Here is a 22,236-nt window from a genome sequence, read left to right on the forward strand (position 1 = left end):
GAAAAGACCGATTTGCCTCGGTCCTGCCGAGCATGCACCGCGACACAGTGAATCATTCCCCGGACACCCCTGCCGCACGCGGGGCGAGGTAAGGGGAGCCCGACGCTCGATCGAGGTTACATCTCTGCCTCTAGGCTCCACTACGCCACCAGCGCCGTCGCGACGCGCTGCGCCTTCAGCAGGCTGATGACCTCGGCGTTCGGCCGCGCGCGGCTGAACAGAAAGCCCTGGCCCTCGTGGCAGCCTTCGGCGCGCAGGCGGCTCAACTCCGCTTCGGTCTCGACGCCCTCGGCGGTGATGGTGACGCCGAGCCCGATGCCGAGGCTGACGATCGAGCGCACGATCGCCTGCGCGTCCGGGTTCGCACCGAGGTCGCGCACGAACGACTGGTCGATCTTGATCTTGTCGAACGGGAAGCTGCGCAGATAGCTGAGGCTGGAATAGCCGGTGCCGAAATCGTCCATCGACATCCGCACCCCGAGCGCACGCAGCGCATGCAGCGTCGCCAAAACCTGGCTGCTCTTTTCGAGCAGCAGCGTCTCGGTGATCTCAAGCTCGAGCCGCCGCGCCGGCAGGCCGGATTGCCGCAGCGCGTCGGTGACCAGCGCCAGCAGATTGCCGGTACGGAATTGCAGCGGCGACAAATTGACCGCGACGCGCACGTCATCCGGCCATTGCGCCGCGTCCATGCAGGCGCGATGCAGCATCAGCGCGCCCAGCGGATTGATCAGCCCAGTCTCCTCGGCCACCGGGATGAACTCGCCAGGCGAGATCATGCCGCGCTCCGGATGCGGCCAGCGCACCAGCGCCTCGAAGCCGGTGATGCGCCCGCTCGCAAGATCGACCAGCGGCTGGTAATAGGGCCGCAGGCCTTCGTTCTGGATCGCATCGCGCAGGTCGATCTCGATCTTGCGGCGGCTCTGGGCGCGCGCGTCCATCTCCGCCTCGAAGAAGGAGAAGGTGCCGCGGAATTCGCTCTTGGCGCGCGACAAGGCCATGTCGGCGCTCTTCAGGAGCTTTTCGGAATCCTCGCCGTCGCCGGGCGACATCGCGATCCCGATGCTGGCGCCGATCACCACCGAATGCCCCTCGAGCAGATAGGGCTCGCCGATCGCGTCCAAGATCCGCCGCGCCAGCAGCACCGCGTCCTCGGGCCGCATCACGCCGCCCTGCACGATGGTGAACTCATCGGAGTTGAGGCGGGCCAGCGCATCTTCCTCGCGCAGCGTCGAGCGCAGGCGCTTGGCGACCGCGCGCAGCAGCTTGTCGCCGATGCCGTGACCGAGCGTCTCGTTGACCGCCTTGAAATTGTCGAGACCCAGCATCAGCACCGCGACCTTGTCGGTCGAGCGGCGGGTGTGCTGCAGCATCTCGTCCATCTGCTGGCGCAGCAGATTGCGGTTGGGCAGGCCGGTCAGGCTGTCGTGCTGGGCCATGAAGGCGAGCCGCGCCTCGGCGCGCTTGCGTTCCGTGATGTCCATCAGCGCGAGCAGCATCGCCGGCTGGTCGCCATGCATCAGCTGGCGCGAATAGATCGCAAGGTCGATCAGCGTGCCGTCGGCGCGCACATGCTTCCAGGTCCGCGCCGCCTGCTCGTCGCTGCTGCGGCCGGCCGCCCAAGGCAGGTCGGCGTCGAACGCCTGCAGGCTCCTGATCGTCATCCGCTCGAATTCGGCGCGGACATAGCCGTAATGCGCGATCGCGGCGTCGTTGACCGCGAGGATCCGCTCGCCGTCGAGCGCGCACAGGATCATCGGCACCGGATTGCCGTCGAACAGCAGGCGGAACGACGCCTCGCGCTGCTTCAGTTCGGTGATGTCGACGCGCAGGCCGACGATGCCGCCATCCGAGGTCAGCCGCTCCTCGATCAACACCACGCGGCCGTCGGCCAGCACCTGCTCGTGCCGCTCGCCGGGCTGGTACATCTTCCTGAGCCGTTCGGCGATCCACTCTTCCTCGCGGCCGGCAGCCTCGGGATAGTCGCCGCGCGCGACGCCGATGCGGATGGTGTCTTCGAGGCGCGCACCGTGCTCGAACAGGTCGGAGCTGCGCTTGTAGATTTCCGAGTATTTCTTGTTCCAGAGTGTGTAGCGGCCTTCCGGATCCAGGAACACGATGCCCTGCGGCAGGATGTCGATCGCCTCACGCAGCCGCGCGTTGGATTTGCGCGCCTCGGCGATCGCGGCTTCGGCCTGCGCGCGCTGGCGCACCAGTTCGCCGATCTCGACCGCGGGGCGGCGCGATCTGCCCGACACTTTCGGCATCGGTGTGGGACGACGGCCCCGAGGACGGGACAGTTTGGCCTGGTTCGGTTTCTTGGTCTTTTTCTTCGGCCGCATCATCGGTATCGCACGCCCCACGCGCATTCCAGTTCGGCGATATATCTGCGATAAGTCTCTGAAAAATTGGTATCTCTTGGCGAGTAGCTGCGCTGCCTGAGAAACCCTTGCATGCCTGCTTTGCAGGCGAATTCACGCCGGGCGCGAGTTTGCTCCCGGCGCGCCGGCGGCGCACGGCACAGATTCGCAGCGTGGAAGCGCCGGCGCTTGGTGAAGGAAGCGTAAACCGGCGCGCGATTGCACAATGAATGCGCCGAAGACGCTTCAAGCGCATCAATGTTCGTCAGCGTGCGGCAGGGTTATCGCGCGGTTAAAGCGCGGTGCGCCTCAGCCTTCGGATTTTGCCGGATCATACCTTAGTTGGTGATTTCGATGCGCGTGCCGCCTCGGCCGTTGCGCTCGACCAGCCCATAGAGCATTGCGGCGTGCGAGGGATGCAGGCGCACGCAGCCATGCGAGGCCGGCCCGCCAAGGCGCGTGAGTTCGTATGTTCCATGGATGGCAAAGCCGCGGTGGAAGAAGATCGAGTGCGGCATCGGCGAGTTATAGTACTTCTTCGAGTACCAGCGGCGCGCCAGCATCTGCGGACGGAACACCCCACTCGGCGTGCCATAGCCGCGGCGGCCGGTCGACACCGGCCAGTTGTAGCGTCTCGCGCCATCGACGCTGACCGCCATGCGCTGCGATGATTTATCGATGTGAACGACGACGTCGGCCCGCGCCGGCGAGAGCGCCAAAATCGGCGCGGCAATCGCGGCGGCAAACGCCAGCCGTACGCACGATACGCTCGTCACAACAACGCCTACCCTGAAATTATTGCGGACATGATGTCGCCCACAACGTGCGCTTGTAAAGTGGCGTGGCTCACATCGGAGCCTGGAAGCCGCAGGTAATCTTAATCCACCCTGTGGGCGATCAAGCGAATGGGATGAAAGCGCGGTCCGCCTGCTCCGAATCCATGCTAGCCTTGCGCCGACAGAGTGATCCGAATGACACCCCGCCTGCGTCTGTTCCCACTCCTGATCTTAGCCCTCGTCGCCTGCACCATCTCCGCGCGGGCGCAGGACAGGGGCTCGCTCAATCCACAGCCGCTGCCGCCGCTCGCCAACCCCAACGATCCAAAGATCGGGGCGAAGCAGCTGTTCGCGCGCAAGGTTTTGCCGGCGGCGCTGCCGACCCGGTCGATCGGCGGCTACACCAAGGGTTGTCTCGCCGGCGCCGCGCAGATGCCGCTCAACGGCGACACCTGGCAGGTGATGCGCCTGTCGCGCAACCGCTACTGGGGTCACCCGAACATGATCGCGCTGCTGAAGCGGCTGGCGGCCAACGCACACAAGGATGCCGGTTGGCCAGGCATCCTGGTCGGCGATATCGGCCAGCCGCGCGGCGGCCCCGCGCTGTCCGGTCATGCCAGCCACCAGATCGGGCTCGACGCCGACATCTGGCTGACGCCGATGCCCGATCGCAAATTGTCGCGCGAGGACCGCGAGGAGATGTCGGCGGTGATGATGGTGCGCGACGACCGGCTCGACATCGATCCGCGCGTCTTCACGCCGGGCCACGTGCTGGTCATCCGCGACGCGGCGCGGGAGCCGGCGGTGCAGCGCATCTTCGTCAATCCCGCGATCAAGAAGGCGCTATGCCGCGAGGCCACGGGCGATCGCGGCTGGCTGTCGAAGATCCGGCCGTGGTGGGGCCACGACTACCACTTCCACATTCGCATGCGATGTCCGCCCGGCAGCCCGGCCTGCGAGAGCCAGAAGGCGCAGGCTGAGGGCGAAGGCTGCAAGCCGTCCGATCTCGCCTTCTGGTTCAAGGATTCGGTGCTGCACCCGAAGCCTCCGCCGAAGCCGCCGAAACCCCGCCCACCGATGACGCTGGCGCAGATGCCGGCTGACTGCAGGACGGTGCTGAACGCCCCCGACGCCAAGCAGCAGCTGCCAGGGCAATGACATCTTCGTCAGGCGGCTATGCCGGCCGGCTCGAACTGCGATATGATCTCGTGCCGTCGCGCCGTAAGCGCGTTCGGGCGATGGATCGGGGCGGCTGATCTATTCTATCCGTCATCATGAATGGACCAGACATGCGCAAATCGCTCCTCGCCGCATCGCTCGTACTCGTCTCGACCTCCGCTTTCGCGGCGGAGCAGCCGAGCGGCTGTGACAAGTTCAAATGGTCGATTGAGCGCGCACGTGCCGCGCTGACCGCGTCCGATCGCGCCAAGGTCGTATCAGGGAGCGAGCAGACGGCGCTGCCGGCGACCGCGATCACGCTGGCGCTGGTGGCCCCCGGCGACGCCAAATTGCCGACTCCGCCGGAGCGCGCGCCGAAGGAGGGCACCTTCGCCGGCTTCACCAGCTTCAAGGCCGCGCCGAAGGCCGGGCTCTATACCGTCAGCCTGTCGGCCGGGGCCTGGGTCGACCTGGTGCAGGACGGGCATTTCCTGAAGCCAAAGGCGTTCAGCGGCGCGACCGATTGCGACGGTATCCGCAAGACCGTGAAATATGACCTCGCCGCCAGCCCCTTCGTGCTGCAGGTCAGCGGCTCAAAAGAGAACTCGCTGTCGATCGCGATCCAGCCGGCGGACGAATAGGACGAGCGGTTAGACAAACGGTCGCCTTTACCGTAAGCCCCAGCCTGCTATGTTTGCAGTGCGATATCCCTGAGGACCGTAAGTCCGTCGGGGACCAGCGGAACAGCGCTTCCGTTCGTCGCAGGCCAGACCTCACCCAACGCCTGATTTGCGCGCCCGTTCGCGCGTGAACCCGCACGGAGCGCTTTCCATGCCACGACTTTCAATTTCAAGGCTTGCCGGACTTTTCACCGCCTTCGTCATCCTGCTCGGCGCGCTGCATTCGCCCGCGAGAGCGGACGACAAGACGCTCACCGTGTTTGCCGCCGCCTCGATGAAGAACGCGCTCGACGACATCGATGCAGCCTATACCGCCAAGTCCGGCGTCAAGATCACCGCCAGCTATGCCGCGAGCTCGGCGCTTGCCAAGCAGATCGAGCAGGGTGCGCCGGCCGACGTCTTCGTCTCCGCCGACACCGACTGGATGGACTATGCGATCAAGCAGAAGAACATCAATGAGCAGACGCGGGTGAACCTGCTCGGCAACTCGATCGTGCTGATCGCGCCGAAGGATTCCAAGATCGACAACGTCAACATCGGACCGGGCTTCGATCTCGCCAAGCTAGCCGGCGACGGCAGGATCGCGACCGGCGACGTCAAGGCGGTGCCGGTCGGCAAATACGCCAAGGCCGCGCTGGAGAAGCTCGGCGCCTGGCAGTCGGCGGAGCCGAAATTCGCGATGGCCGAGAGCGTGCGCGCCGCGCTGACGCTGGTGGCACGCGGCGAAGCCGTGCTCGGCATCGTCTATTCGACCGACGCCAAGGTCGAGCCGGGCGTCAAGATCGTCGGCACCTTCCCGGCCGACACCCATCCGGCCATCATCTATCCGGTCGCGGCGACCACGACCGCGAAGCCAGAGACCGCCGAGTACCTGGCCTTCCTGCGCTCGTCCGCGGCGAAGACGATCCTCGAGAAATACGGCTTCAAGTTCCTGATCAGCCCGACGACTTAAGCACGTGTTCGAGATCTCGCCGGCCGAATGGACGGCGATCCTGCTGTCACTGCGGGTCGCCGTCATCGCAACACTGGTGGCGACCCCGTTCGGGGTAGCGCTTGCCTGGCTGCTGGCGCGGCGCGATTTCTGGGGCAAGTCGCTGCTCGATGCCGCCGTGCATCTGCCGCTGGTGCTGCCGCCCGTCGTCACCGGCTATTTGCTGCTGCTGACCTTGGGCAAGCGCGGCCTGGTCGGCGGCTGGCTGGCCGACCATCTCGGCATCGTGTTCGCATTCCGCTGGACCGGCGCGGCGCTCGCCTGCGGCGTGATGTCGTTTCCGCTTCTGGTGCGGCCGATCCGCCTCTCGATCGAGGCGGTCGACCGCCGCCTCGAGCAGGCGGCCGAGACGCTCGGCGCTGCGCCGTGGCGGGTGTTCGCAACCGTGACGCTGCCGCTGGCGCTGCCCGGCGTGCTGGCCGGCATGGTGCTCGGTTTTGCCAAGGCGATCGGCGAGTTCGGCGCGACCATCACCTTCGTCTCCAACATTCCCGGCGAGACCCAGACCATTTCGTCGGCGATCTATTCGCTGATCCAGACGCCGGATGGCGACCCCGCCGCCGCGCGGCTCGTGATCATCTCGATCGTGCTCGCGGTCGGCGCACTGGTCGCGGCTGAAGTGTTCGCGCGTCGCGCCACCGCGCGCCTGCATGGGCAATAGAGCATGATCCGGAAAAGTGTGAAGCGGTTTTCCGAAGAGGCCATGCTCAAACAAGGAGCTAAAGCGCGATGACGATTCAACTCAATCTCATCGCGCTTTAGCCATGCTGCGCGTCGACATCACCAAGCAGCTCGGCGAGTTCTCGCTTGCAGCCTCGTTCACCAGCGAGGGCCGCGTCACCGGTCTGTTCGGCGCGTCCGGCTCCGGCAAGACCTCGCTGATCAACACCATCGCGGGACTGTTGCGTCCCGACCGCGGCACCATCGTGATCGACGGCGAGACCGTCGACGATACCGCGACCGGCATCCACGTCCCGAGCTGGCGCCGCCGCATCGGTTACGTGTTCCAGGACGCGCGGCTGTTTCCGCATCTCGATGTCCGCCAGAACCTCGACTACGGCCGCCGCATGAACGGCCTCACCGAAGATCCCGCCCAACACCGGCGCGTCGTCGACCTGCTCGACATCGGCGCCCTGCTCGACCGCCGTCCCGGAAAGCTCTCCGGCGGCGAGCGCCAGCGCGTCGCGCTCGGCCGGGCGCTGCTGTCCAAGCCGCGGCTGCTGCTGCTCGACGAGCCGCTGGGGGCGCTCGACGAAAGCCGCAAGCTCGAGATCCTGCCCTATCTGGTGCGGCTGCGCGACGAAGCCGGCATCCCGATGGTCTATGTCAGCCACGACGCGGCCGAGCTGCGCCAGCTCGCCACCCAGATCGTGATGCTGCGCGGCGGCCAGGTGACCGCGTTCGGCGGTGTCAAGGTGCTGACGGCGGGCGCCTAGCTGGCCGTTTTTCCGAAAGTCGGCATAAGATAGCCTATCTTGTCTGCCAGGCCCGCGTCGGGACGTCCGATCGGGCATAGGGAAGGGTGTATTTGTGCGACTGACTGGCTGGGTGTTGCTGCTGATCGGCGGGCTGCTGTGCGCCACGATTTCGTGGGCCGCGCTCGGCTTCCTGCTGATGGGCGTCGGCCTGATCGCGCTGCAGGTCGACGAGCGGCGCCGGCGTCCGGCCGATGCCGCCGTGCCGGCCGGCGCCTCGGGATTTACCCCGCCGCGCCTCAGCGACGGGCTGCAGCCGCCGACCCTCGATCCGATCGCAGGCCAGGATACCGGGCAGCGTCAGTCGCGCCGGGTGGCCTGGCCCGACAAGAAGGGGGACGCAGCCTACGGCCGGGAGACTTACGACCGCGAGGCCTGGCGCCGGCTTGTCGACAGCGATCCTGATCTCGCCCAGATCGCCAATGTGCTCGCCGATTACGGCCCGCAATATGTCGATGAGCTGGCGGCGAGCTATCTGGCCGCCCCCGATAAGGGCCGCCTGGCGGCGATCGTCGACGGCATCATCGCGCGCACCGGGGACGGTCAGCCGATCCCGCCGCCGCCCGCACCAGTCGAAGCATCTCGGCCGCCGCCGCTGCCGCCCCCGCCAAAGCCGGTGATCATTCCTGCCGCCAAGCCGGCGACTTCGCCAAGCAATCGCGCAAACGCTCTCGAAGCGTCCCTGCTCGCCACAGTCGAGGAGGCTTCCGCCAAGATGGCCGCCGAACGCGCGGGTCTCTTCAAGCCTGCCAAGGAGCCTGGAACGGAGCCGGGCAAGGCCACCGACAGCCGACCGCAGGCGGCGAGCCAGCGGGAACCGCTGTTCGGTCGCGCCACCCGGGACGCGAAGCCCGCCGGGCCGCCGCCGGTGCCGGTCACACCGCCGCCGATGCCGGCTACACCGCCGCCCATGCCGGCCGACACGCCCGCCGCTCTCGAAGCATCGTTGATCGCCGCCGTCAGCGAGGCTGCCGCCCGGCGGGCGGACGCCCCCAAGGATGCGTTCAAGGATGCATCCAAGGATGCGTCCAAGCCGGCACCGGGGTCAGCGCCGCCGGCGCGGCGCGAGCCCGAAATCCGTGCGGTCGCGCCCACTCCACCGACGCCACCTCCGCCGGCTCCCGCCACGACGCCAGCTGCGACGACACCACCTGCGAAGACAGCGGCCGACAATCTCGACGAGACGCTGCTCGCGGCGCTGGCCGAGATTTCCGGCCAGAAAATCAAGGGCGAGACCAAGCCGGACGCGGCGTCAAAGGGCCCATCCGGTCCGCCGGACGACGGGCTGTCCGACATGATCAGGAAGTTCGCGCCGGATTCGAGCTTCCTGCGCAAGACGTAACGGCGCGCCTCAGACCCCCGCCACCGACGCCCAGATATCGGCGAGCTTGCGCTTGACGATCTGCATCCGCGTTTGCGGCGCGACCTTCTCCTCTTCCTCCGGCAGGCGCAGGCCGACGACGTTAACGCGGCCACCGCTGATGCTGCGCGCCACCAGCACGATCTCGTCGAGCGCCAGTTCGGCCCCTTCCTTCGGCGCGCGGTCGAGATTGACGTCGAAATAGTCGGCGAGCGTCAGCTTGGCCTGGTGCTCGTCGACCTTGACGCCATAGATCTCGGCGAGTTCGCCGAGCGTATGCTCCGCCGACACCATGAAGTCGCCGAGCAGATGCGGATCGGGCGCGCTCGACGGCGCCATGTCGACGAAGAAGCGGTCGAGCGCCTCGGCGCGCTCCGGCGGCGCCAGCAGGTAGATGTAGTCGCCGGGCGCGACCGGATCGGCCTCGGTCGGCGTCAGGATCCGCTCGTCGCGGATCACCAGCGTCGGCTTCGACCAGGACGGGATCAGCCCGCGGCGGAAGTACAGGCTCTTCGGCCGCACCGGATAGCCGACCAGCTGCTGCTCGAGCTGGCCAGGCAAATCGAGCTCGACGCGGCGCGGGCCGCGTTCGGCGCGCGGCAGCGCGACATGCAGCCGCCGCGCCGCCGGCGCCAGCGTCCAGCCCTGTAGCAGCAGCGAGATGATGACGACGACGAAGGCGACGTCGAAATAGAGATAGGCCTTCGACAGGCCGACCAGCATCGGGATCGAGGCGAGGAAGATCGCGACCGCGCCGCGCAGGCCGGTCCAGGCGATGAAGACCTTCTCCCGCCAGTTGAACTTGAACGGTGCGAGGCAGATCAGCACCGCCAGCGGCCGCGCCACCAGCATCAGCGCGAACGCCACCAGCACGGCGCCGCCGGCGCTGGAGAGCAGGCGATGCGGCGAGACCAGGAGGCCGAGCAGCACGAACATCACGATCTGCGCCAGCCAGGTCGCGGCGTCGAGGAACGTCACCACCGAATTATGCGCGCGGGTCGGCCGGTTGCCGATGATGATACCGGCGAGATAGACCGCGAGGAATCCCGAGGCGTGCACGATCTGCGAGCCGCCGAAGATCACCAGTGCCGCGGTGGTGACGAACGGCGCATGCAGGCCCTGCGGCAGCGCTACATAGTTCAGCGCGATCACCACCAGCCGGCCGCCGATCACCCCGATGATGGCGCCGAACACCGCCTCCTGGATGAACTCCAGCGCGATGTGCGAGGCCGAGCTCTGGCCGATCGAGATGAACTCGACCAGCATCAAGGTGAGGAAGATCGCGAACGGATCGTTGGTGCCGGATTCCGCCTCCAGCGTCGCGCCGACGCGTGGGCGTAGCCGCAGACCCTGGGTGTGCACCAGCAGGAACACGGCAGCCGCGTCGGTCGAGGCCACGACGGCGCCGACCAGCAATGACTCGGTCCAGTTGAGGTCGAGCACGAAACGGGCGACCGGCGCTGTGATCAGCGCGGTCAACAGCACGCCGGCGGTCGCCAGCACCATCGAGGGCACCAGCACGGTGCGGATGCTGGCAAACCGCGTCTTCAATCCGCCGTCGAACAGGATCAGCGCCAGCGCCACCGAGCCGACCAGATAGGTGGTGCGGACGTCGTCGAACTGCAGCCGGCCGGGGCCGGAATCGCCCGCCAGCATGCCGACCAGCAAGAACACCAGCAGCAAGGGAGCGCCGAACCGCAAGGCCAGCAGGCTCGACAGGATGCCGGCCATCACCAGCACCGCACCGAGCAGGATCGCTATACTGACGGAGTCGAGGGATGCCATGCGCCTTCGGAGGTCTCAAATACTTGCAATTGCATCCTTATCGTCGCCACACTGGGACGCCAACCGATTTCTGACATAAGCGGCAATGTGCCCGGTCTCATCAGCCCTAGGTCGCCCCGACACTGTGTTGTATCGATGGTCGCGTGTGCGCCTTTGTGGGATTCTCGCGGGGCATTCGAATCACATTTGGCTGACCCGCGCTTCGAGTTGAGATTTTGCCGATGGACATGAACTGGAAGGACGTCCTCGAATCGATCCAAATGGCGGCGCGCTCGGTCGGCGCCGAGGTCGCCTCGCCCTGGTTCTATCTGCAATTCGGCATCATCCTCGCCGCCGCCGGCCTCGCCTACGCCGCCGACACCGCCATTCATGCGCGGGTCGACATGTCGTCGCTGGCGATGCGCTGGCCGCTGCCGCTCCGGCACTTCGCCCGCGTGATGGTGAAGAGCGCTTCCACCGCCGTGTTCGCGGTCCTGATGATCATCTCCCGCATCGTGATGTGGCACGCGACCTGGCCGAGCCGCAGCTATCTGATCGCGGTCTCCGCCAAGCTGGCGCTGGCCTGGCTGGTGATCCGCCTCGTCACCTCGGTGATCGACAACGCCTTCATCGTGAAAACAGTCTCGATCGCGGCCTGGGTGGTCGCCGCCCTCAGCATCATCGGCCAGCTCGATTGGGCGGCCGACACGCTGGATGCATATGCGGTCGTGGTCGGCGGCCTCCGCCTTTCGCCGCTGCTGCTTATCAAGGCCGGCGCGCTCCTGATCGTGGCACTGTGGCTGACCAACCTCGCCGGCAATTTCGCCGAGAGCCGGATCAACCGCGCCACCGATCTGACGCCGTCGATCCAGGTGCTGCTGGTCAAGATCATCCGCATCGGATTGATGGTGACGGCGATCGTGATCGCGCTCGGCGCGGTCGGCATCAACCTCTCGGCGCTCGCGGTGTTCACCGGCGCGGCCGGCGTCGGCATCGGTCTCGGCCTGCAGAAGATCGTCGCCAATTTCATCAGCGGCCTGATCCTGTTGGTCGACAAATCGGTGAAGCCCGGCGACCTCGTCACGATCGGCGACAATTCGGGCCGGATCAGCGCGATGAAGACCCGCTACATCTCGGTCGCCGCCGGCGACGGCCGCGAGTTCCTGATCCCGAACGAGGACCTGGTGACGCAGAAGGTCACCAACTGGACCTATACCGACAAGAACACGCTGGTGAAGATCGCCTTCTCCACCAACTACGACGCCAATCCGCGGCAGGTCTGCAAGCTCGCGATCACGACCGCGGCGGCCCATCCGCGCGCCACCAAGGGCCGGACGCCGAACTGCATCCTGACCGAGTTCGCCGAGGCCGGGATGAAATTCTCCCTGACCTTCTGGATCGCCGACCCCGACGGCATGGACAATGTGAAGAGCGACGTCATGCTGTCGCTGTGGGACGCCTTCAAGCAGGAGGGGATCAGGGTGCCCTACCCGGTGCGGGAACTCCGCATCCGCGGCGGCGCGCTGCCGGTCGAGAGCGTGGTCGAGGTCTCCAATTAGCGCTTGAGCGCGGTCTTTTCGCCGCAGCGGTGGTCGCTGTTCCGGATATGGCCTGAAAATCAAGCCGTTTGGGCATGTCCCCATGCCCAACCTTGGCTTGCGCCGGGCGCGCCGATCATTAAATTAGGGCCTGAAATCAGCCCCTTGCCCGCAGAAGCAGCCCGCCCATGAGCTATATCGACGCCACCGACACCTCGCTTCGCAAGACCGGTCAGATCAAGCTGCACGGACCGAGCGGCTTTGCCGGCATGCGCAAGGCGGGCGCCCTGGTGTCGAAATGCCTCGATGCGCTCACCGACATCGTCAAGCCGGGCATCCCGACTTCGGTCATCGACGAGTTCGTTCGCAAGTTCGCCTTCGACCACGGCGCCTATCCGGCGACGCTGATGTATCGCGGCTATCGCTACTCGACCTGCACCTCGATCAATCACGTGGTCTGCCACGGCATGCCGGGCGACCGGCCGCTGAAGGAAGGCGACATCGTCAATGTCGACGTCACCTTCATCGTCGACGGCTGGTACGGCGACTCCAGCCGCATGTATGCGATCGGCGCCATCGCGCGGAAGGCCGAGCGGCTGATCGAGGTGACCTATGAGGCGATGATGCGCGGCATCGCCGCGGTGAAGCCCGGCGCCACCACCGGCGATATCGGCCATGCCATCCAGAGCTATGTCGAGCCGCAGGGCATGAGCGTGGTGCGCGACTTCTGCGGCCACGGCCTCGGCCGCCTGTTCCACGACGAACCGAACATCATCCATATCGGCCGCCCCGGCGAAGGCGCGCCCTTGAAGCCCGGCATGTTCTTCACCATCGAGCCGATGATCAATCTCGGCAAGCCGCATGTGAAGATCCTGTCCGACGGCTGGACCGCGGTGACCCGCGACCGTTCGCTGTCGGCGCAGTTCGAGCATTCGGTCGGCGTCACCGCCGACGGCGTCGAGATCTTCACGCTGTCCGAACGCCATGGCGAGAAGCCGTGGGTTCAGGTCTAATCGGGTTCAGCTGTAACCGTCCTCGTCAATAATCGCTCCGCGTGCGCTCGATGATCTCCTCGGGCGTATGGTTCTCTCCGATCGACATCGCGCAGATCCGCGACAGATGCAGATAGGACAGTCCGGTCTCCTCCGCCCAGGCGTTGAACTGCGCCTGCACCTTGGCGAGATCGCGCTTCGACTTGACCTCCTCGGCGATATCGAGGCCGGCATCGCGCAGGCAGGCGACGACGTCGCGCGAGGTGACGAAGCCGTCCCAACCGAGGAAGCGCAGCAGCATCTGTCCGGTGTTGCCGCCGAGCCGGCTGCCGCGCTTGGCCAATAGCTCCAGCAGTCCAACCTCATCCGATGACGGCCAGGCGCTAAGGAATTTGCCGAAGCTGCCATGCTCGCGCGCGATCTCCTGCACGAAGCGGCCGTTGTCGCGCACCGACATGATCTTGGCGCCGTTGCGCACGATCCTGGCGTCGCTGACGAGCTTCTCCCAGAATTCGTCGGGCTTGAAGGCGAGCTTGGCGGGCTGAAAGCCGAGGAACGCCTCCTCGAAGCCCGGCCATTTGGCGTCGATCACGCTCCAGGCAAAGCCCGCGCAGAACACGCGCCTGGTCATCTCGGCCAGCACGCGGTCGTCGCTGAGCTTTGCCAGCGCCTTGGCGCCCGCCGGCGGCCGCAGCAGTTTCTCCAGCGCCTTCGGCCCGCCCTTGCGCTTCTCCGCGCGCGAGCGGATCACCTTGAATGATGTCACGCCGCCCTCCCCCTCTTGCTCTCGAACCGTTGCCGCCGACGGTAATTCGCCCGAAGCATCGTGGCAAACCCGGCAGTTGCATCGGCTCTTGCAAATCGCCGCGAGCACGGCATGGTTGTAGCCGATGCCCGCCAAAGCCAGTGACAGCCCCGATCAGCCCGACGAGACGCCACATTATCACGGCCATCGCGAACGGCTGCGCGAGCGCTTCTATGCGGCCGGTCCCGACGCGCTGACCGACTATGAGCTGCTGGAAATGGCGCTGTTCGCCGCGATCCCGCGCCGCGACACCAAGCCGTTGGCCAAGGCGCTGTTGAAGAAGTTCGGCTCGTTCGCCGAGGTCGTGCACGCGCCGGTGGCGCGGCTGCGCGAGGTCGAGGGCGTCAAGGATGCCTCGATCAACCAGCTCAAGCTGCTCGCCGCGGCCGCCGGCCGGATCGCCAAGGGTGAGATCAGGCGCAACGTCGCGCTGTCGTCCTGGAACGACGTCATCGACTATTGCCGCACCGGCATGGCGTTCGCCGACAAGGAGCAGTTCCGCCTCCTGTTCCTCGACAAGCGCAACCAGCTGATCGCCGACGAGGTGCAGCAGACCGGCACCGTCGATCACACCCCGGTCTATCCGCGTGAGGTGATCAAGCGCGCGCTGGAATTGTCCGCCACCGCGCTGATCCTGGTGCACAACCATCCGTCCGGCGACCCGACGCCGTCGCAGGCCGACATCCAGATGACGAAAGCCATCGTCGACATCGCAAAGCCGCTCGGAATCGCCGTGCACGATCACATCATCGTCGGCAAGAACGGGCATACCAGCTTCAAGGGCATGCGGCTGATTTAGCATTGCACTCAACAAGCCCTCCGCTGTCGTCCCGGCTTAGTGCGCAATTGCACACGGGGGCCGGGACCCATAACTACGGGGTTGCGTTGTCGAAGCACGCTGTGGCTCCAGCTTTGCAAGCCAATTTGCTTTCGTGGTTATGGGTCCCGGGTCGCGCAGCGCTTGCCCGGGACGACATCGAGATTGTGGCAGAGAGTCATACGACCGCATTCTCGCGACATCTCTTGCCGAGCCTTGCATCTCGTTCCGCCCGCGTCATACGAACCAAGCGTAACTGCCGCTAAACTAGCCCATGCAACGTTTCCCGCGCGGCGGCGTTTGTTGCAGATTGATCTGACGGCCTGTCAGGGGCCTTGGGGGACCGATGTCCGATTACGTCATTGAGGAGGGGCTGCCCTATCCGCTGGGCGCCCACTGGAGCGGCCACGGCACCAATTTCGCGGTGTTTTCCGCCAACGCGACCAAGGTCGAGGTCTGCCTGTTCGACGGCGAGCGCGAGACGCACCGCTTCGAGCTGCCCGAATATACCGACCAGGTGTTTCACGGCTTCATCAATGGCGTGCAGCCGGGGACGTTCTACGGCTATCGCGTTTACGGTCCCTACCAGCCGGACGGCGGCCACCGCTTCAACCCGAACAAGCTGCTGCTCGATCCCTACGCCTGCGCCCATGCCGGCAGCCTGACCTGGAATCCGGCGGTGTTCGGCTACAAGATGGAGAGCGGCGACGACCTCACCTTCGACGAGCGCGACAGCGCGCCGTTCATGCCGAAATGCGTGGTGGTCGATCCCAATTTCGACTGGGTCCAGGAGGCGCAGCGGCAGGACGTGCATTGGGACGAGACCGTGGTCTACGAGACCCACGTCAAGGGGTTCACCAAACAGCACCCGGGCATCGACGAACATTTGCGCGGCACCTATGCCGGCTTCGGCTCGAACGCTGCGATCGACCATCTCAAGGCGCTCGGCATCACCTCGGTCGAGCTGCTGCCGGTGCATTCCTTCATCAACGACAGCAACCTGCTGGACAAGCACCTCACCAATTACTGGGGCTACAACACCATTGGCTTCTTCGCGCCGGATCCGCGCTACGCCGCCGACGTGCCGAACAGCCTGCGCGAATTCAAGGAGATGGTGTCGCGGCTGCATGGCGCCGGCCTCGAAGTCATTCTCGACGTCGTCTACAACCACACCGCCGAAGGCAACGAGCGCGGCCCGACGCTGTCGTTCAAGGGCATCGACAATGCGAGCTATTACCGGCTGCTGCCAGACAAGCGGCGCTACTACATCAACGACACCGGCACCGGCAACACGGTGAACCTGTCGCATCCGCGGGTGATCCAGATGGTGATGGACAGCCTGCGCTACTGGGCCGGCCACATGCATGTCGACGGCTTCCGCTTCGATCTCGGCACCATCCTGGCACGTGAGGTCTACGGCTTCGACGAGCAGTCCGGCTTCCTCAAGGCGATGAACCAGGACCCGCTGCTCGCGACCGTCAAGCTGATCGCCGAACCCTGGGATTGCGGCCCCGGCGGCTACCAGGTCGGCGGCTTCCCGGCGGGCTGGGCGGAGTGGAACGACAAATACCGCAACGTTGTGCGCGATTTCTGGCGCGGCGAGGCGGCGCCAGGCAGCCTGGCACCGCGGCTGCTCGGCTCGCACGACGTGTTCAACCGCGAGGGCCGCCGCACCTGGGCCAGCGTCAACTTCATCACCGCCCATGACGGGTTCACGCTGAACGACTGGGCGAGCTACAACAACAAGCACAATGAGGCCAACGGCGAGCACAACAATGACGGCTCGTCGGACAACCACTCCTGGAATTGCGGCGCCGAGGGCCCGACCTCCAATCCGGATATCCGCACTTTGCGCGAACGGCAGAAGCGCAACATGCTGGCGACGCTGCTGGCCTCGCAGGGCACGCCGATGCTGCTCGGCGGCGACGAGTTCGGCCGCACCCAGCGCGGCAACAACAATGCGTACTGCCAGGACAACGACATCTCGTGGTTCGACTGGAATTTTTCCGACGACGGCGGGAAGCTGCTCGCCTTCACCAAGCGGATGATCAAGCTGCGGCGCGACTACCCGATCCTGCGCCGCAGCCGCTTCCTCTCCGGCGATCGCGATCCCCAACTCGAGATTCGCGACGTGGTCTGGATCAGCACGACAGGCGCCGAGATGACGCAGGCCGACTGGAGCACCGGCTGGATCAAATGCTTCGGCGTCGTGCTCGACGGCCGCGCGCGCAAGACCGCGATCGCGCGTGAGGGCGAGGACGACACTGTGCTTGTCATCCTCAACAGCTACGAGGGCGAGGTCGACTTCAAGCTGCCGCCGACGTCAGCCGGACCGCGCTGGTCGCGGCTGCTCGACACCAACGCGCCGGAACAGCCGGCAGGCGCGCAGTTTGCGTTCGACGGCACGTACAAGGCGGTAGGGCGTTCGTTCGTGCTCTTCACCGCTGGCGAGGTGAAGTCATCCCCGTAGCCCGTTGGCTCCACTCGGGCTGCGATCCGCCTTCTCCTTCCCCCTGAAAGGGGGAAGGTCGGGATGGGGGTCAGCCGCAGGCGATGCTGCAAGAGAGCAGATCCCCACCCGCTTTGCTTTCACCAGCAAAGCGACCTCCCCTTTGCAAGGGGAGGTAAGAGTCCCGCGACGCCGTCGGCCAATTGACATTCGGCCGCGGACTGCCAGACTTCGCGGAAAATTAGGGGTGGAGACCTCTGGATGGCCAACCTTTCGGCCTCAAATCACGTCGCCCGTGTTCTGTCGGCGGCCAACCAGGTGGCCGGCGTCGACACCGAGACGCGGATCGCCGCGTCCTGGCGGCGCTGCCTGGTCAATCACAACCTCGATCCGGCCCGGCGCGGGCCGCCGCAGACCCTGACCGAGGCCGAGATCCGGCACATCGCCGAGCCGATGGAGGATTTGATCCAGGTCGCGATCCCCGAGCTCGAGGACCTCGCCCGCGTGCTCCACGATTCCGGCTACTGCGTCAATCTCGCCGACCCCAACGCCACCATGCTGGTGAGCCGGTTGCCCGGGGGCGACTACGCGCGGATGTTCCTTGAGTGGAAGATCTACACCGGCTCGAACTTCGCCGAGACGTTCGAGGGCACCAACGGGCTTGGCACCGCGCTCGCCGAGCAGCGGCCCATCCTGGTGCATGGCGACGAACATTTCCGCGAGCAGTGGCACATGTTCACCTGCGCGGTGTCGCCGCTGTTCGATCATGCCGGGCGGCTCGCCGGCGCCGTCAACATCACCTCGTGCCGCAGCGACCTCGGCCGCAGCGCGCATGAGCTGGCGCTCGCCGTCACCACGGAGGCGACGCGGCGGATCGAGCAGTCGTTCTTCCGCCGGCGCTACCGCGCCTCCTGGATCGCGATGCTGCCCGGCGACGGGCACGGCATGCTGGCCTATGACGACGACCGCCGTGTCGTCGGCGCCTGCCGCACCGCGCGCGCGGCGTTCGGCCTGACCGATGCGATGATCGACGACGGCATCGACCTGTCGCATCTTATTCAACTCGACGATCGCGCGACACGGGCCGCGGACGAGCAGGTCGCGCTGCGCCGCGCCGACGGCACGCCGTGGGGACGCGGCCATCTGGCGCCGCCGGTGCGGGCGCGTTCGCCGCGCCTGCCATCCACACCGCCGCGCGAAAAGCCGGCCGGACAGTTTTCCGGCCTGCACCGGCTGGCGGGCCGCGATCCCGTGCTGATCAAGGGCGTGAAGCGGCTGATGACGCTCGGCAATCTCGATCTGCCGATCCTGCTGCATGGCGAGACCGGCGCCGGCAAGGACGTGTTCGCGCGCGCCATCCATGCGGCGAGCAATCGCGCCGGCCGCAACTACGTCGCGCTGAACTGCGCAGCGATGCCGGAGAGCCTGATCGATGCCGAGCTGTTCGGCTACGAAGCCGGCGCCTTCACCGGCGCGCGGCGCGAGGGATCGAAGGGGCTGATCGTGCAAGCCAGCGGCGGCACGTTGTTCCTCGACGAGATCGGCGACATGCCGCTTTCGCTGCAAACCAGGCTGCTGCGCGTGCTGGAAAACCGCGAGGTCTGGCCGCTCGGCGCGCTGAAGCCTGTCGCGGTCGACATCCGCCTGATCAGCGCCACGCACCGCGACCTGGCGCGGATGGCTGAGGACGGCAGCTTCCGCTCCGATCTGTATTATCGGCTGCGCGGCATGGAGATCCGCCTGCCCGCGTTGCGCGAGCGTGCCGACCGCAAGGACGTCATCGCACAGATCGCCGACGATGAAGCGCCGCACTGCCGCATCGCGGCCGACGCCTGGGCGCAGCTGATGGCCTATCCGTTCCCCGGCAACATGCGCCAGCTTCGCCACGTGCTGCGACTCGCCGGCGCCACCGCGGAGGACGGCGTCATCACCGAGGCCGATCTCGATCTGCCGCCGTTCAGCGCACGCGGCGCGGAGGCCGATCACACAGCGAGCGAGCGCACCGCGATCATCGATGCATTGCGCGCCAATGACGGAAGAGTGACGGACGCGGCCAAGGCGCTCGGGCTCAGCCGCGCGACGTTGTACCGGAAGATCAAGGCGTTAGGGATCGCGCTGGACAGCTAGACCAGAACGGCCCCTGCTGTTCCGGCGGTGCGGGAAAGGTGATATCGTACGGTTTTCGCCTTCAACGCCACGGAGCGGGTCCCATGACACGGTTTCCCCTCGCTGTGGTCGTTGGCCTCATTGCCGCGACCATTTCGCAGCCTGCCGCCTCGGATTCCACTGAGCAACGATTGGGCAAAGTCCATTTTGTAACATCCTGCAAGCCCGAAGCGCAGGAGCTGTTCGATCGCGCCATGCTGTATCAGCATTCGTTCTGGTACAGCGCGTCGCGACGCACCTTCGAGGAGGCGCTGGAGGCCGACCCGCAATGCGCCATCGCCTATTGGGGCATCGCGCTCAGCTATCTCTACAATCCGCACGCGCCGCCGCCGCCGGAAAACCTTCCGCTCGGCCTTGAAGCTGCGAAAAAAGGCCAGGCGCTGAATGCCGGCACCCCGCGCGAGCGCGAATACATCGATGCGATCGCGGCGATGTATGTCGACTACGACAAGGTCGATCACCGCACCCGCGTGCAGCGATTCCTCGCCGCCGAAGAGCAGGTCGCGATGCACTATGCCGACGATGACGAGGCGCAGATCGCCTATGCGATCACGCTCAACGTCGCGGCCTCGCCGGGCGACAAGACCTACGCCAACCAGCTGAAGGGCGCGGCGCTGCTCGAACCGATCTTCAAGCGCCAGCCCGAGCACCCCGGCATCGCCCACTATCTGATCCATCTCTACGACTACCCGGCGCTCGCGGAGAAGGGCCTCCCCGCGGCGATGCGCTATGCCAAGATCGCCGAACACGCGCCGCATGCCCAGCACATGCCGTCGCACATCTTCACGCGCGTCGGCTATTGGAAGGAGTCGATCGCCTCGAACAAGGAATCCGCGCGCATCGCCAAGCAAGACGGCGAACAGCAGGACCAGGCGCACGCGATGGACTATCTGGTCTATGCCTATCTCCAGCTCGGCCAGGACAAGGAGGCACGTGCTGTGATCGACGAGCTCGGCAAGCTCCAGTTCAAGCTCGACCGGTTCGCAGGCCCCTTCGCGGTGGCGGCAAGCCAGGCCCGCTATGTCTTCGAACGCGGCGACTGGAAGGGTGCCGCCGCGCTTCAAGTGCATCCCACCAAATACGCCTATGCGGATGCCATCACCTATTTCGCCCGCGCGGTCGGCGCCGCGCGCTCCGGTGACCCCGCCGCCGCCAAAGCCGATGTCGCCAAGCTGATCGAGCTGTGCGACAAGTTGAAGGACGCCAAGGACGCCTACTGGTCCAACATCGTCGACATCCAGCAGCAGATCGCGAGCGCCTGGGTGCTGTACGCGGAAGGCAAATACGACGATGCGCTCAGCGCGATGAATGCCGCCGCGGAGGCGGAAGACAAGACCGAGAAGCACCCCGTCACGCCGGGACCGCTGGCGCCGGCGCGCGAGCTCTACGCGGCGATGCTGCTCGATCGCGGCATGGCCAGGGAGGCGCTCGCCGCCTATGAAGCCGTGCTCAAGAAGGAGCCCAACCGGCTGGCGACTTATCTCGGCATGGTCAAGAGCGCCAAGGCGGCCGGCGATCAGGCCAAGATCCGGGAATGCGCTGATCAGATTGCCCGGCTCACCGCGGATGCCGATCTGTCGCGGCCGGAGTTGATCGAATTGCGCCAGACTACCGGAAGCAAGCTGTGATGCCACGGGCGACATGGCGCAACGGCGGTGCGGCGCTGCTCGGCGCCGTTGCGCTAACGCTTTGCCACACACCGACACTCAGTGCGATGGAGATCCTCGGCCAGGCCGGCGTGCTCGGCGAATGGGAGCTGACCGGACATCTCACCGAAAGCGCGCCGGGCGCGCCGAGGCAATTCTCCGGACCGCTCAAGATGAAGCATGTGGGCATCTGCACGCAGGACGGGCCGGACGAACGCGCCGGAGAAATCAAGCTGCAAATCACGGGCGCGGATTCGCAGGTCACCGCCGAGCTGGTGCTGGACGGCGCGCCCTGCACCTACAGCGCCCGCAAGACGCGCAATTACGAGGGCACGCTGTCCTGCGAAGGACGCGCGCCCGTCCCACTGCTGGTGTGGCTCAAATAGCCGATACCGTCAGGCCGCCGGTCGCGCGCGGCGCAGCCATTCGTTCAAATCGATGCGGCCGAGGCGCGCCTCGCCGAGCGGCACCAGCGAGTGCTGCTCGACCCGGCCGCCCCAGTAAAGCGCGTCAGGGTCTTTCACCACCTCGCGCGGGTCACCTTTTGCCTTCAGGTAGCGGGCCACGATCTCGTTGAACGGCGCGCGGTCGGGACCTGCGATCTCGACGATGCCGTTGCGCGGCGGCTCGAGCGCGATATCGGCGACGAGCGCGGACACGTCCTCCGCCGCGATCGGCTGGAACAGGCCGGGCGAGAGGCTGACGGTGTTTCCAACCGCGCCCGCATCGGCGATCGCGCCGACGAATTCCATGAACTGGGTCGCGCGGATGATGGTGTAGGGAATCCCGGACGCCTCGATCAGCTTCTCCTGCGCCACCTTGGCGCGGAAGTAGCCGTTCTCGGGCGTGCGGTCGGTGCCGACGATCGACAGCGCGACATGGTGCTTGACGCCGGCCGGCTTCTCCGCCGCCAGCAGGTTGCGGCCGGAGGTCTCGAAGAATTCCATCACCGCCTTGTCCTCGAACGAGGGCGAATTGGCGAGGTCGATCACCACGGCCGCGCCGGCCAGCGCCTCCTTCAACCCCTCGCCGGTGATGGCGTTGATGCCGTTCTTCGGCGAGGCGGCGACGACGTCATGGCCGCGCTGGCGCAGAATGGCAACGGTCCTTGAGCCGATCAGTCCGGTACCGCCGATCACAACGATCTTCATGGTGATACTCCTTGTCGGTGACGAGGTTTCTTGAGACATGCTTTGCCGGATTTGCCGGCGGCAATCGTCATTGGTACGTCGCGCGACCTCTTGTGTCGCTCTCTCGCACGC

At 66.1% G+C, this 22,236-nt stretch carries 18 protein-coding genes; 13 read left to right on the forward strand and 5 right to left on the reverse strand.

What is annotated here, in order from left to right; genetic code table 11:
• Positions 1 to 140: 140 nt before the first annotated feature.
• Together Q2M23_RS30205 and Q2M23_RS30210 are read right to left on the reverse strand one after the other, a co-directional pair.
• The gene (locus tag Q2M23_RS30205; protein ID WP_410469790.1) at positions 141 to 2,342 is read right to left on the reverse strand and encodes a putative bifunctional diguanylate cyclase/phosphodiesterase; all 2,202 of its coding nucleotides are present in this window, start codon (positions 2,340 to 2,342) and stop codon (positions 141 to 143) included.
• A gap of 353 nt (positions 2,343 to 2,695) precedes the next feature.
• Complete coding sequence (locus Q2M23_RS30210; protein ID WP_225163662.1) at positions 2,696 to 3,133, reverse strand: L,D-transpeptidase; 438 nt, start codon at positions 3,131 to 3,133, stop codon at positions 2,696 to 2,698.
• A gap of 195 nt (positions 3,134 to 3,328) precedes the next feature.
• Between Q2M23_RS30210 and mepA the strand changes: the two genes are divergently transcribed.
• From mepA to Q2M23_RS30240, 6 genes are all read left to right on the forward strand, one after another.
• Positions 3,329 to 4,291 carry a penicillin-insensitive murein endopeptidase gene (gene mepA / locus Q2M23_RS30215; RefSeq protein WP_316398004.1) on the forward strand — a complete coding sequence of 321 codons (963 nt, stop codon included), beginning with the start codon at positions 3,329 to 3,331 and terminating at the stop codon, positions 4,289 to 4,291.
• A 131-nt stretch (positions 4,292 to 4,422) separates the two neighbouring features.
• A complete protein-coding gene (locus tag Q2M23_RS30220) occupies positions 4,423 to 4,932 on the forward strand; it encodes a hypothetical protein (protein WP_316398005.1) in 510 nt (169 codons plus the stop codon).
• Positions 4,933 to 5,137: 205 nt separating this feature from the next.
• Positions 5,138 to 5,923 (forward strand): molybdate ABC transporter substrate-binding protein, encoded by a 786-nt coding sequence (gene modA / locus Q2M23_RS30225; RefSeq protein ID WP_316398033.1) that lies wholly within the window; start codon positions 5,138 to 5,140, stop codon positions 5,921 to 5,923.
• A gap of 4 nt (positions 5,924 to 5,927) precedes the next feature.
• Positions 5,928 to 6,623, forward strand: coding sequence for a molybdate ABC transporter permease subunit (gene modB / locus Q2M23_RS30230; RefSeq protein WP_316398006.1), 696 nt, complete (start codon positions 5,928 to 5,930; stop codon positions 6,621 to 6,623).
• A 103-nt stretch (positions 6,624 to 6,726) separates the two neighbouring features.
• Positions 6,727 to 7,398 carry a molybdenum ABC transporter ATP-binding protein gene (gene modC, locus Q2M23_RS30235; protein WP_057019517.1) on the forward strand — a complete coding sequence of 224 codons (672 nt, stop codon included), beginning with the start codon at positions 6,727 to 6,729 and terminating at the stop codon, positions 7,396 to 7,398.
• 94 nt (positions 7,399 to 7,492) lie between these two features.
• Positions 7,493 to 8,779, forward strand: a complete 1,287-nt coding sequence (locus Q2M23_RS30240; RefSeq protein ID WP_316398007.1) for a hypothetical protein — start codon at positions 7,493 to 7,495, stop codon at positions 8,777 to 8,779.
• A gap of 9 nt (positions 8,780 to 8,788) precedes the next feature.
• On the opposite strand, the gene Q2M23_RS30245 is transcribed toward Q2M23_RS30240, so the two are convergent.
• On the reverse strand, positions 8,789 to 10,582 hold the full coding sequence (locus Q2M23_RS30245; protein ID WP_057019518.1) for a potassium/proton antiporter: 1,794 nt from the start codon (positions 10,580 to 10,582) through the stop codon (positions 8,789 to 8,791).
• A 221-nt stretch (positions 10,583 to 10,803) separates the two neighbouring features.
• Here Q2M23_RS30245 and Q2M23_RS30250 point away from each other — a divergent pair, with 221 nt between their 5' ends.
• Together Q2M23_RS30250 and map are read left to right on the forward strand one after the other, a co-directional pair.
• Positions 10,804 to 12,120: a mechanosensitive ion channel family protein gene (locus tag Q2M23_RS30250; protein ID WP_057019519.1), complete on the forward strand. Its 1,317-nt coding sequence runs from the start codon at positions 10,804 to 10,806 to the stop codon at positions 12,118 to 12,120.
• A 167-nt stretch (positions 12,121 to 12,287) separates the two neighbouring features.
• The gene (gene map / locus Q2M23_RS30255; RefSeq protein ID WP_016844429.1) at positions 12,288 to 13,112 is read left to right on the forward strand and encodes a type I methionyl aminopeptidase; all 825 of its coding nucleotides are present in this window, start codon (positions 12,288 to 12,290) and stop codon (positions 13,110 to 13,112) included.
• Between the two features lie 25 nt (positions 13,113 to 13,137).
• Here map and Q2M23_RS30260 read toward each other — a convergent pair whose 3' ends face one another.
• Positions 13,138 to 13,857 (reverse strand): DNA-3-methyladenine glycosylase I, encoded by a 720-nt coding sequence (locus Q2M23_RS30260; protein ID WP_057019520.1) that lies wholly within the window; start codon positions 13,855 to 13,857, stop codon positions 13,138 to 13,140.
• A 124-nt stretch (positions 13,858 to 13,981) separates the two neighbouring features.
• Here Q2M23_RS30260 and radC point away from each other — a divergent pair, with 124 nt between their 5' ends.
• The 5 genes from radC to Q2M23_RS30285 all read left to right on the forward strand — a co-directional run bounded on the left by radC (position 13,982) and on the right by Q2M23_RS30285 (position 21,360).
• Positions 13,982 to 14,695, forward strand: a complete 714-nt coding sequence (radC, locus tag Q2M23_RS30265) for a RadC family protein (RefSeq protein WP_076831172.1) — start codon at positions 13,982 to 13,984, stop codon at positions 14,693 to 14,695.
• A gap of 364 nt (positions 14,696 to 15,059) precedes the next feature.
• On the forward strand, positions 15,060 to 17,183 hold the full coding sequence (gene glgX, locus Q2M23_RS30270; RefSeq protein WP_057019522.1) for a glycogen debranching protein GlgX: 2,124 nt from the start codon (positions 15,060 to 15,062) through the stop codon (positions 17,181 to 17,183).
• Positions 17,184 to 17,423: 240 nt separating this feature from the next.
• Positions 17,424 to 19,289, forward strand: coding sequence for a sigma-54-dependent Fis family transcriptional regulator (locus Q2M23_RS30275; RefSeq protein ID WP_316398008.1), 1,866 nt, complete (start codon positions 17,424 to 17,426; stop codon positions 19,287 to 19,289).
• Between the two features lie 83 nt (positions 19,290 to 19,372).
• The gene (locus Q2M23_RS30280) at positions 19,373 to 20,956 is read left to right on the forward strand and encodes a hypothetical protein (RefSeq protein ID WP_057018921.1); all 1,584 of its coding nucleotides are present in this window, start codon (positions 19,373 to 19,375) and stop codon (positions 20,954 to 20,956) included.
• On the forward strand, positions 20,956 to 21,360 hold the full coding sequence (locus Q2M23_RS30285; protein ID WP_057018922.1) for a hypothetical protein: 405 nt from the start codon (positions 20,956 to 20,958) through the stop codon (positions 21,358 to 21,360). Before Q2M23_RS30280 ends, Q2M23_RS30285 begins: the two co-directional genes overlap by 1 nt.
• 9 nt (positions 21,361 to 21,369) lie before the next feature.
• On the opposite strand, the gene Q2M23_RS30290 is transcribed toward Q2M23_RS30285, so the two are convergent.
• Complete coding sequence (locus Q2M23_RS30290) at positions 21,370 to 22,125, reverse strand: SDR family oxidoreductase (RefSeq protein ID WP_057018923.1); 756 nt, start codon at positions 22,123 to 22,125, stop codon at positions 21,370 to 21,372.
• Between the last annotated feature and the right edge of the window lie 111 nt (positions 22,126 to 22,236).

Origin of the sequence: Bradyrhizobium sp. 33ap4 (genome assembly GCF_032654765.1) — a bacterium.
Taxonomy (GTDB): Bacteria; Pseudomonadota; Alphaproteobacteria; order Rhizobiales; family Xanthobacteraceae; genus Bradyrhizobium; species Bradyrhizobium australafricanum.

Bases quoted from the DNA above. Each gene is read 5' to 3' on its own strand.
- Q2M23_RS30205 (WP_410469790.1), bottom strand. From the start codon at position 2,342: ATGATGCGGCCGAAGAAAAAGACCAAGAAACCGAACCAGGCCAAACTG.
- mepA (WP_316398004.1), top strand. From the start codon at position 3,329: ATGACACCCCGCCTGCGTCTGTTCCCACTCCTGATCTTAGCCCTCGTC.
- Q2M23_RS30220 (WP_316398005.1), top strand. From the start codon at position 4,423: ATGCGCAAATCGCTCCTCGCCGCATCGCTCGTACTCGTCTCGACCTCC.
- modC (WP_057019517.1), top strand. From the start codon at position 6,727: ATGCTGCGCGTCGACATCACCAAGCAGCTCGGCGAGTTCTCGCTTGCA.
- Q2M23_RS30245 (WP_057019518.1), bottom strand. From the start codon at position 10,582: ATGGCATCCCTCGACTCCGTCAGTATAGCGATCCTGCTCGGTGCGGTG.
- Q2M23_RS30250 (WP_057019519.1), top strand. From the start codon at position 10,804: ATGGACATGAACTGGAAGGACGTCCTCGAATCGATCCAAATGGCGGCG.
- map (WP_016844429.1), top strand. From the start codon at position 12,288: ATGAGCTATATCGACGCCACCGACACCTCGCTTCGCAAGACCGGTCAG.
- radC (WP_076831172.1), top strand. From the start codon at position 13,982: ATGCCCGCCAAAGCCAGTGACAGCCCCGATCAGCCCGACGAGACGCCA.
- glgX (WP_057019522.1), top strand. From the start codon at position 15,060: ATGTCCGATTACGTCATTGAGGAGGGGCTGCCCTATCCGCTGGGCGCC.
- Q2M23_RS30275 (WP_316398008.1), top strand. From the start codon at position 17,424: ATGGCCAACCTTTCGGCCTCAAATCACGTCGCCCGTGTTCTGTCGGCG.
- Q2M23_RS30280 (WP_057018921.1), top strand. From the start codon at position 19,373: ATGACACGGTTTCCCCTCGCTGTGGTCGTTGGCCTCATTGCCGCGACC.
- Q2M23_RS30285 (WP_057018922.1), top strand. From the start codon at position 20,956: ATGCCACGGGCGACATGGCGCAACGGCGGTGCGGCGCTGCTCGGCGCC.
- Q2M23_RS30290 (WP_057018923.1), bottom strand. From the start codon at position 22,125: ATGAAGATCGTTGTGATCGGCGGTACCGGACTGATCGGCTCAAGGACC.